Annotated in this window: 9 protein-coding genes; 6 read left to right on the top strand and 3 right to left on the bottom strand. The window is 73.6% G+C overall.

The window, feature by feature from the left end:
* Window positions 1–513 precede the first annotated feature (513 nt).
* Window positions 514–840, top strand: a complete 327-nt coding sequence (locus tag AB0I11_RS33790; protein ID WP_357329927.1) for a hypothetical protein — start codon at window positions 514–516, stop codon at window positions 838–840.
* A complete protein-coding gene (locus AB0I11_RS33795) occupies window positions 837–1,490 on the top strand; it encodes a nucleotidyl transferase AbiEii/AbiGii toxin family protein (protein ID WP_357329929.1) in 654 nt (217 codons plus the stop codon). The genes AB0I11_RS33790 and AB0I11_RS33795 overlap by 4 nt, the downstream gene beginning before the upstream one ends.
* Before the next feature lie 68 nt (window positions 1,491–1,558).
* Here AB0I11_RS33795 and AB0I11_RS33800 read toward each other — a convergent pair whose 3' ends face one another.
* On the bottom strand, window positions 1,559–2,461 hold the full coding sequence (locus tag AB0I11_RS33800; protein ID WP_357329931.1) for an SDR family oxidoreductase: 903 nt from the start codon (window positions 2,459–2,461) through the stop codon (window positions 1,559–1,561).
* A gap of 219 nt (window positions 2,462–2,680) precedes the next feature.
* Between AB0I11_RS33800 and AB0I11_RS33805 the strand changes: the two genes are divergently transcribed.
* Window positions 2,681–4,480, top strand: coding sequence for a 5'-nucleotidase C-terminal domain-containing protein (locus AB0I11_RS33805; RefSeq protein ID WP_357329933.1), 1,800 nt, complete (start codon window positions 2,681–2,683; stop codon window positions 4,478–4,480).
* 65 nt (window positions 4,481–4,545) lie between these two features.
* Here AB0I11_RS33805 and AB0I11_RS33810 read toward each other — a convergent pair whose 3' ends face one another.
* A complete protein-coding gene (locus AB0I11_RS33810) occupies window positions 4,546–4,734 on the bottom strand; it encodes a hypothetical protein (RefSeq protein WP_357329935.1) in 189 nt (62 codons plus the stop codon).
* A gap of 78 nt (window positions 4,735–4,812) precedes the next feature.
* On the opposite strand from AB0I11_RS33810, the gene AB0I11_RS33815 reads away from it, so the two are divergent.
* Window positions 4,813–5,847: an NAD(P)-dependent alcohol dehydrogenase gene (locus tag AB0I11_RS33815; RefSeq protein ID WP_357329937.1), complete on the top strand. Its 1,035-nt coding sequence runs from the start codon at window positions 4,813–4,815 to the stop codon at window positions 5,845–5,847.
* 59 nt (window positions 5,848–5,906) lie between these two features.
* On the opposite strand, the gene AB0I11_RS33820 is transcribed toward AB0I11_RS33815, so the two are convergent.
* A complete protein-coding gene (locus AB0I11_RS33820) occupies window positions 5,907–7,070 on the bottom strand; it encodes a geranylgeranyl reductase family protein (protein WP_357329939.1) in 1,164 nt (387 codons plus the stop codon).
* 151 nt (window positions 7,071–7,221) lie between these two features.
* Here AB0I11_RS33820 and AB0I11_RS33825 point away from each other — a divergent pair, with 151 nt between their 5' ends.
* Window positions 7,222–7,458: a hypothetical protein gene (locus tag AB0I11_RS33825; RefSeq protein ID WP_357329941.1), complete on the top strand. Its 237-nt coding sequence runs from the start codon at window positions 7,222–7,224 to the stop codon at window positions 7,456–7,458.
* 42 nt (window positions 7,459–7,500) lie between these two features.
* Window positions 7,501–9,009: an MFS transporter gene (locus tag AB0I11_RS33830; protein WP_357329943.1), complete on the top strand. Its 1,509-nt coding sequence runs from the start codon at window positions 7,501–7,503 to the stop codon at window positions 9,007–9,009.
* The last annotated feature ends 120 nt before the right edge of the window (window positions 9,010–9,129 follow it).

A 9,129-nucleotide genomic window follows, 5' to 3' on the forward strand; every position in this document is an offset into this window, starting at 1 on the left:
ACAAAACCCCGCAACCCCAAACCCGGGCCCCCCGGGGCGGGGGGCCGGGCCCGCCGCTGGGCGTCGGTGTGCAGGTCGCCTCTCGGCGAGTGGCGCGACGCGGCTCCAGCCGGACGGTATTCCGCGAAGGCAAATTAGGTGAGGCCCGGGGACACTGGTCACACCGACGCTCTGCACAACGGTACGGGGTCCGTTCCTCTTCCGCTGGCGTCCGGTGACGGCGGTCACCGTGGCGCTGCCGGCCGTTTCCGCCCGCCACGGTGCCACCGGACCACCCCCGGAACCGGACGGACCGGACAGGGCCGCCCGGTGCCGGCCTGCCGGTCACTCGGTCGGTGGAACGCCATGGAGGCCTCCGGACGCCGGAGACAGCAATGACGTTCCACTCACCGCCGAAAAGCCGGGCCGGCGACCGCAACCACCCGGGTGCCCACGCCGGGAGGCCGGGCCAGACGGCCCGGAGGGTGCACGTCGTGCGGAGGGAAAACGACGGACAGGGGTTACCCTGACACCATGTCGGCCGTCACCACCGCGCACCTCGCCCGTCCCGGGCGTCCCGCCGTGGTGCCCCGCACCCTGGCCGAGCTGACCGGCCCGACCCGCGGCGTCGTGGAGCTGCCGGTGCGGCTGATGTGGAGCAGCGAGCGGGTCTTCGACCTGGCCGACCCGGACGACCTGCTCTGGATGTACGAGAACGTGCTGCGCGAGACCACCCGGGTCGACGACCTGCGGACCCTGGTCGACGGCCGGACGCTGCGCCGGGTGTGGCGGCGGCTGAACCTGCCCCGGGGCGTCCGCCTGGCCTGGGAGAGCCGGCACCGGGGTCTGCGTACCGCGTGACCCACCTGCACGACTTCTACCGCGAGGTGGCCCGGGTGGCGCTGGCCGCCGCCGGCCCGCACCGCTTCGTGCTCGGCGGCGGGGTGGCCTGGGCGGCGCACGGCCTGGTCACCCGCCCCACCGAGGACGTGGACCTCTTCGCCGACGTGGAGGGGGCCGCCGCCGCGGCGGCGGCCGGCGTGCGGGCTGCCCTGGAGCGGGCCGGCTACCAGGTGGTGGACGCCGATCCGGACAGCGAGCTGGGCGAGCTCTTCGACGGCTTCGACCGGGACATGCGGGACTTCGTGGTCAGCCGGGACGGCCGGCAGATCCGGCTGAGCCTGGCCCGGCTCGACCGCTACCGCAGCCCGGTGGTGATGGACCTCGGCCCGGTGATGGACGTCCGCGACCTGATCGCCAACAAGACCGCCGCGCTGGTCAACCGGCGGGAGGTACGCGACTACATCGACGTCTCCGCCGCGCTGGACCGGTACGCGGTGGCGGAACTGCTGGAGCTGGCCCGCCAGGTGGACCCGGCGCTGGACCTCGACGACGTCCGGGCGGCGGGCCGCTACCTGGACACCGTCCCGGACCGCCGGTTCACCCGGTACGGCCTGGACGCCGCCCGGATCGCCGAGGTGCGCCACCGGATGGCCGCCTGGCCCCGCTGACCGGCGGCCCGGCCAGAACGCCCCTCCCCCGGCTGCTCCGGGCGCCCCCCCGCCGGGCGGGCGACGGCTCACCGGGTCAGCTTGCCGCCGGTGACGCCGAGGATCTCCCCGGTGACGTAGCTGGACTCCTGGGAGGCGAAGAAGACGTACGCCGGGGCCAGCTCGGCGGGCTGCCCGGGGCGGCCCAGCGGGGTGTCGGTGCCGAACTGCTTCACCTTCTCCGTCGGCATGGTGGCGGGGATCAGCGGGGTCCAGATCGGGCCGGGCGCCACGGCGTTGACCCGGATGCCCCGGTCGGCCAGGTCCAGCGCGAGGGCCTTGGTGAAGTTGGCGATGCCGGCCTTGGTGGTGGCGTAGTCGAGCAGCTGCGGCGACGGGTTGAACGCCTGGACCGAGGTGGTGTTGATGATGGTCGACCCGTCCTTCAGGTGCGGCAGCGCCAGCTTGCAGAGCCAGAACATGGCGTACACGTTGGTCTTGAAGACCCGGTCGAACTGCTCGGTGCTGATCCCCGCTAGGCCGTCGTCCTGCGACATCTGGAACGCCGCGTTGTTGACCAGGATGTCGATGCCGCCCAGGTCGGCCAGCGCCCGGTCGATCAGGTTCCGGCAGTTCGCCTCCTCCCGCACGTCGCAGCGGACCGCGACACCCTTGCGGCCGGCCTGCTCGACGAGGCGCACCGTCTCCCGCGCGTCGGCCTCCTCCTCGTCGCCGAGATAGGAGATGAGCACGTCGGCGCCCTCGCGGGCGAAGGCGATGGCGACCGCCCGGCCGATCCCCGAGTCACCGCCGGTGATCACCGCGCGCTTGCCGGAGAGCCGGCCGCTGCCCCGGTACGACTCCTCGCCGTGGTCCGGTTTCGGGCCCATCTCCTGCTCGGAGCCGGGCGCGGACTGCTGCTGCGGCGGCTGGCCCTGCCGCTGGCCGTACTGCTCGGTGGGGTCCTGCCGGGTGTACTGGTCCTCGCTCACCGGGGGTCTCCTTCGTGCCTCGCCGCGGTGCGTCGGCACTGGCCCTACCCTGCGGCCGGGCCGGGAAACGACCGGCCGGCGACCGACGTGTTACGCCCGGTGGCCCGCCGGCGCTGGTGGAGTGACACACCTCGGGGCGAGGTGGCGCCGGTGACCAGGGGTCGTTATGGTGCGCAACGGCGCCCACGAGGCGCATCCACCCCCATGGAAAGGCACGTCATGACCTCCTCCTCCGGCGCCTCGCGCCGTCAGGTGCTGGCCGTCGCGGCCGCCGCCGCGACCGCGCCCCTGCTCGCCGGCGCTCCCGCCCGGGCCGCCGGGGCGACGGCCAACGGGCCGAAGACCTGGGACCTGACCGTCCTGGGCACCTCGGACACCCACGGCAACGTCTACAACTGGGACTACTACCGCGACGCCGAGTACGACGACAGCAAGCAGAACGACGTCGGCGTCGCCAAGCTGGCCACCCTGGTCAACCAGATCCGGGCGGAGCGTAAGGGCAAGGCCACGCTGGTGCTGGACGCCGGCGACACCATCCAGGGCACCCCGCTGGCCACCTACTACGCCAAGCAGGAGCCGATCACCACCAGCGGTGAGACGCACCCGATGGCCAACGCTATGAACGTGCTCAAGTACGACGCGGTCACCCTCGGCAACCACGAGTTCAACTACGGCCTGCCGCTGCTGGCCACCTGGATCAGCCAGCTCGGCTTCCCGGCGCTGGCCGCCAACGCGATCAACGAGAAGACCGGCAAGCCGGCCTTCCTGCCGTACGTGATCAAGGAGGTCCGGCTCGGCGGGCACAGCGGGCCGAAGCTGAAGGTCGGCATCCTCGGCCTGACCAACCCGGGCGTGGCCATCTGGGACCGGGCCAACGTCGAGGGCAAGCTGATCTTCGCCGACATGATCGAGACCGCCGCCAAGTGGGTGCCGGTCATGCGCGAGCGCGGCGCCGACCTGGTCATCATCTCCGCGCACGGCGGCGACAGCGGCACCTCCAGCTACGGCCCGGAACTGCCGAACGAGAACCCGGTCGCGCTGATCGCCGAGCAGGTCCCGGGCATCGACGCGATCCTCTTCGGCCACGCCCACAACGAGGTCCCGGAGAAGTTCGTCACGAACAAGGCCACCGGCGCGCAGGTGCTCACCTCGGAGCCGTCGAAGTGGGGCCAGCGCCTCACCCGGATGGACTTCACCCTGAGCCGGGTCGAGGGCCGCTGGCAGGTGGTCGCCAAGTCGGCCACCACGCTGAACACCAACACCGTGGTCGAGGACCCGGTGGTGCTCGCGGCCGTGCGCGGCCAGCACGCCAAGACCGTCGAGTACGTCAACACCGTCGTCGCGCAGTCGGTGGAGGAGCTGTCCACCGTCGAGTCGCGGTACCGGGACACCCCGATCCTGGACTTCATCAACCACGTCCAGGCCGAGGTGGTCGCCGCGGCGCTCGCCGGCACCGCGTACGCCGACCTGCCGGTGCTGTCGCAGGCGTCGCCGTTCAGCCGGACCGCGGTCTTCCCGGCCGGCGACGTGCGGATCCGGGACGTGGCCGGGCTGTACGTGTTCGACAACACCCTGGAGGCGGTCGTGATGACCGGCGCCGAGGTGAAGGCGTACCTGGAGTACTCGGCGAAGTACTTCAAGACGTGGGCCGTCGGGCAGACCATCGACCTGCCGAACATCAACGACCCGAACGTCCCGGACTACAACTACGACGTCATCTCGGGGCTCGACTACGACATCGACATCGCCAAGCCGGTCGGCCAGCGGATCACCCGCCTGGTCCTGCCGGGCACCGACACCCCCGTCCCCGCGGACGCGCAGTTCGTGGTGGCGGTGAACAACTACCGGCGCAGCGGCGGCGGCAACTTCCCCGGCATCGTGAAGACCCAGGTCTACAACCAGCAGCAGGAGATCCGCCAGCTGCTGATCGACTGGGCGCAGGCCAAGGGCGAGATCCGGCCGAAGGACTTCTACGTGCCGAACTGGAAGCTGGTCCGCGAGGGCGTACCGGTCTTCTGATTCCACCAGCGTCGACGGGCTCCGGGTGCCGCACCCGGGGCCCGTCGGCCGTCTCCGGCACGGGCTCAGCCGGCCCCGTGCCGCAGCGTCCACTCGTCGGGGTCGCCGGCCGGTTCCGGGCGGTCCCGGCGCGGGTCCGTCTCGGTCAACGCCACCTGCTCCTCGGGACGGACCGCGGGCGGCAGCTCGCCGAAGCGCACGTGCCGCAGGAACGCGTACTCCTCGTCGGTGAACGACTCGGTCGGCTCGCTCATGACCGACATTGTGCGCCCGGCATCAAGGCCGGCGGGAGGGGTAAGCGCGCCGGACCGTCGACGAGGTGGAGGCGAACGATGCGCGCGGTACGGATGACCGCCCCCGGGGTGCTGGAACAGGTGGAGGTGCCCAACCCGACCGCCGGCCCCGGTGAGGTGCTGGTACGCGTCGGCGCGGTCGGCGCCTGCCACTCCGACCTGCACATCCTCGACGCGCCGGCCGGGCTCTTCCCCACCCCGATGACGCTCGGCCACGAGATCGCCGGCACCGTGGACACGCTCGGCGCGGGGGTGTCCGGCTGGTCCGCCGGCGACCGGGCCGCGGTGTACGGGATCATCGGTTGCGGCCACTGTCGGGCCTGCCTGCGCGGCAACGAGAACCAGTGCCGGGAGATCCCGGTCGGCGGCATCGGGCTCAGCCGCGACGGCGGGCTCGCCGAATACGTGGTGGTGCCCGCCTCCCGACTGCTGCGCGTCGGCGACCTGGACCTCACCCAGGCGGCCCCGCTGACCGACGCGGGACTCACCCCGTACCACGCGATCCAGTTGGCCCGGGAGAAGCTGCGGCCCGGCACGACCTGTGTGGTGATCGGGATCGGCGGGCTGGGGCACATGGCGGTGCAACTGCTGGTGGCCACCACGGCGGTACGGATCGTCGCGGTCGACACCAGCGTCGCCGCGCTGGACCTGGCCAGCCGGCTCGGCGCGCACGACGTGGTGCAGGCCGGGCCGGACAGCGTCGACCGGATCCGGACGCTGGTCGGCTCGCCGCCGGACGGGGCGGACGTGGTGCTGGACTTCGTGGGGGCCGACCCCACCCTGACCACCGCCCGGCAGGTCGTCGCCAGCGGCGGCCAGGTGCTGCTGGTCGGCCTCGCGGGCGGCACCCTGCCGGTCCGCCCGGTCGCCGACGAGCCACCCACCCTGCCGCTGGAGACCAGCGTCGAGGTGCCGTTCTGGGGCACCCGCGCCGAACTGCGCGAGGTGATCGCGCTGGCCCGCGACGGTGTCCTCCGCGCCGACGTGCAGACCTTCCCGCTGGCCGAGGCGCCGGAGGCGTACGACCTGCTGCGCCGCGGCGAGATCCACGGTCGGGCGGTCATCGTGCCCTGAGCCCACGGGCGCCCAGCACGGTCGCCGGCGCGGCGCGGGTGCCCCGGCGGCCCGGCGGGTCAGCGGGCGGCCGCGCCGGCTCGATCCGCCGCGGGCCGCCACGGCGGGAGCCGGTCCACCAGGGCCAGGCCGGCCCGCACCGGCCACCGGGCGAGCGTCCGCTCGAAGCTGGTCCGGCCCTGGCAGAACCGGACGAACATCCGCCAGCCCGGCGGGCTGGCCAGCAGGGCATGGAACACGTCGGGCCGCCGCTCGAAGACCGCCAGCAGCCGGTGCCCCGCCCGCATCGTCGGCACCAACTGGCGGTGCACCTCCCGCTCGTAGGCCGCCAGGTCGCCGCCCGCGACCGCCTCGCCGGCCAGCCGCCCGGAACGCAGCGCGTAGCTGATCCCCTCCCGGCTCCACGGCTCCAGCAGGCCCGCCGCGTCACCGGCGACCAGCACCCGGTCCCGGCGCAGCGGCGCGTCGTCGGCGCGGCACCGGGTCAGGTGGCCCGAGTCGTGCTCCGGGGTGACCCCGGACAGGCCCAGCCGGGCGACGAAGTCACGCAGGTAGGCCCGGGTCCGCTCGCCCTCGCCCCGGGCGGCGATGACGCCGATGGTGAGCCGGTCGTCCTTCGGGAACAGCCACGCGTACGACCCGGGGACCGGCCCCCAGTCCAGCAGCACCCGGCCGCGCCAGCGGTCCTGCTCGGCGCGGGGCACCGGCAACTCCAGTTCCAGCCCCAGGTCGACCTGGCGGAAGGTGACCCCGACGTGCCGGGCGGTCACCCCGGAGGAGCCGTCCGCACCGATCACCGCGCGGGCCCGCACCACCTCCCCGTCGGCCAGTCGCAGGCGTACCCCGTCGGGGTCCTGCTCGACCGCGCGGACCGCCACGCCCTCGCGGACCTCAGCCCCGGCGGCGACCGCGGCCGCCCGCAGCCGGTCGTCGAACTCCTCCCGGCGCACCATGGCCAGCAGCGGACCGGAGTGCCGGCGGGTGAAGGCGCGTCCCCCGTCCCGGGTGACCGTGACCCGGTCGACGTGGTCGTCGGCGGGCACCTCCATCCGGCCCGCCACCTCGGCCAGCGACGTCCCGATCAGGCCGCCCCCGCAGGTCTTGTAGCGCGGGTGGGTGGCCCGCTCGACCACCAGGGTGCGGACACCGGCGCAGGCCGCGGCATGGGCGGCGGAGAGGCCGGCGGGCCCACCGCCGACGACGACGAGATCCCAGATGATCACTGGTGCAGCCTAGGGCACCGGCCCGGCCGGGACGCCCGGCGCGCCGCGCCGCCGGATCCCGCGAACGGGTGGGCATCATCGGACGCCGGAGGGGTAACCGCCGGGCGTTGACCGCCCGCCGGTCGGGCGGATCACCCCGAGGAGGGAAACGATGCAGCAGGTACGGCTGTCTGCGGTCGAGGAACGGGTCTACCAGGCGGTGGTCGCCCTGGAGGTGCGGGGCCACGTCCCCTACCCCGACACGATCGCCGAAGAGACCGGAATGCCTGAGGAGGAGCTGCGCGAGCCGCTGCACCAGCTCACCGAGCGGGGCCTGCTGCACCGGGAGGACTCGCCGATGGCCGGCCTGGACTTCGGTCCCCGCTGGTGCGCCCACCAGCTGGCGTGACCCGCCCGGTTTGCCCCACGGGCCGCCGGGTAGCGATCGGGGATGCGTGATCGACGGTCCCCGGAGAGCACGGTGAGCGCGGACCGGTCGTCGACGCCGGCGGACCTACCCGCCGGGTACGACGGCCGGCGGCGCTGGCAGGCACTCGGCGTCGGCCTGGTCGCCGCGTTCATGACACTGCTCGACGTCAGCATCGTCAACGTCGCGGTGCCCTCGATCGACCGGGCGCTCCACGCCACCCCCAGCGACCTGCAATGGGTGCTGTCCGGGTACGCCCTCACCTTCGGCCTGGTGCTGGTGCCCGCCGGACGCTTCGGCGACGCCCGGGGCCGACGGATCGGCTTCGTGGTCGGGGTGACCCTGTTCACGGTGACCAGCGCGCTGGCCGGCCTGGCCCGCTCCCCGGAATGGCTGGTGATCGCCCGACTCGTCCAGGGTGCCGCCGCCGGCGTCGTCAACCCCCAGGTCAGCGGCGTCATCCAGCAGCTGTTCCGGGGCGCCGAGCGGGGGCGCGCGTTCGGCGTGCTCGGCGCCACCATCGGCATCTCCACCGCCGTCGGCCCGCTGCTCGGCGGGCTGCTCATCCAGTTCGGCGGCGAGGAGCACGGCTGGCGCTGGGTCTTCTTCGTCAACGTCCCGGTCGGCATTGTCGCCGTGCTGCTCGGCTGGCGGCTGCTGCCCGGCCGGCCGACCGGGCAACCCGACCGGCACCGCCTCGACCCCGTCGGCGTGCTGCTGCTCGGCATCGGGGTGACCCTGGTGCTGCTGCCGCTGGTGCAGCGGGAACAGTGGCAGACCCCGTGGAAGTGGCTCCTCATCCCGATCGGGCTGGCCTTCCTGGCCGCCTTCGCCGCCTGGGAGCGCTGGTACGCCCGACACCGCCCACCCCTATTCGACCTGCGGCTGTTCGCGCTGCAGTCGTACACCCTCGGATCGCTGATCGGCCTGATCTACTTCGCCGGCTTCACCGCGATCTTCTTCATCTTCACCCTCTACCTGCAGGTCGGCCTCGGCTACAGCGCGCTCGCCGCCGGCCTGGCCATCACCCCGTTCGCGCTCGGCTCCGCGGCCGCCTCCGCCGTCGGCGGCCGGGTGGTCACCCGGCTGGGCCGGCCGCTGGTCGCCACCGGCCTGCTCGTCGTCGTGGCCGGCCTGCTCGCCACGTTCTGGGTGCTGCGCGGCGACCCACACCACTCGGTCGGCCTGCGTACCGCCCTGCCGCTGCTGCTGGCCGGCCTCGGCAGCGGCCTGGTCATCGCACCGAACCAGACCCTTGCCCTGTCCGAGGTGCCGGTGCCGCAGGCGGGCAGCGGCGCCGGCATGCTCCAGACCGGGCAGCGGATCGGCTCCGCCGCCGGGATCGCGGGCGTGGGCGCGCTCTTCTTCTCCACCCTCGCCGACACCCGGGGCGACTGGGCGACCGCGTTCCGGCACGCGTTGCTGCTGGCCGCCGGGATCATCGCGCTGGCGCTGGTGGCCGGGGTTCTCGACATCGTCGGGGGGCGGCGGTCGGGCGGGTCGGCGTCGGGGCGGTCTGCTGCGGGGTCCTGAGGTTCCGCTGCTCTGCGTTCGTGGGTGGCTGGGCTTGTTGCTGGTTGCGGTTAGGGCTGGGGGCGAGGGTGACCGGCTCCGGGCGGTCAGGCTTGATCCCTGCGCCGGTCACCCTCGCCC

The sequence above is a fragment of the Micromonospora sp. NPDC050495 genome (genome assembly GCF_040655175.1).
GTDB lineage: Bacteria > Actinomycetota > Actinomycetes > Mycobacteriales > Micromonosporaceae > Micromonospora.

Excerpts from the sequence above, each read along its gene's own strand:
- AB0I11_RS33830 (WP_357329943.1), top strand. The coding sequence starts at position 7,501 with ATGCGTGATCGACGGTCCCCGGAGAGCACGGTGAGCGCGGACCGGTCG.
- AB0I11_RS33805 (WP_357329933.1), top strand. The coding sequence starts at position 2,681 with ATGACCTCCTCCTCCGGCGCCTCGCGCCGTCAGGTGCTGGCCGTCGCG.
- AB0I11_RS33815 (WP_357329937.1), top strand. The coding sequence starts at position 4,813 with ATGCGCGCGGTACGGATGACCGCCCCCGGGGTGCTGGAACAGGTGGAG.
- AB0I11_RS33790 (WP_357329927.1), top strand. The coding sequence starts at position 514 with ATGTCGGCCGTCACCACCGCGCACCTCGCCCGTCCCGGGCGTCCCGCC.
- AB0I11_RS33825 (WP_357329941.1), top strand. The coding sequence starts at position 7,222 with ATGCAGCAGGTACGGCTGTCTGCGGTCGAGGAACGGGTCTACCAGGCG.
- AB0I11_RS33810 (WP_357329935.1), bottom strand. The coding sequence starts at position 4,734 with ATGAGCGAGCCGACCGAGTCGTTCACCGACGAGGAGTACGCGTTCCTG.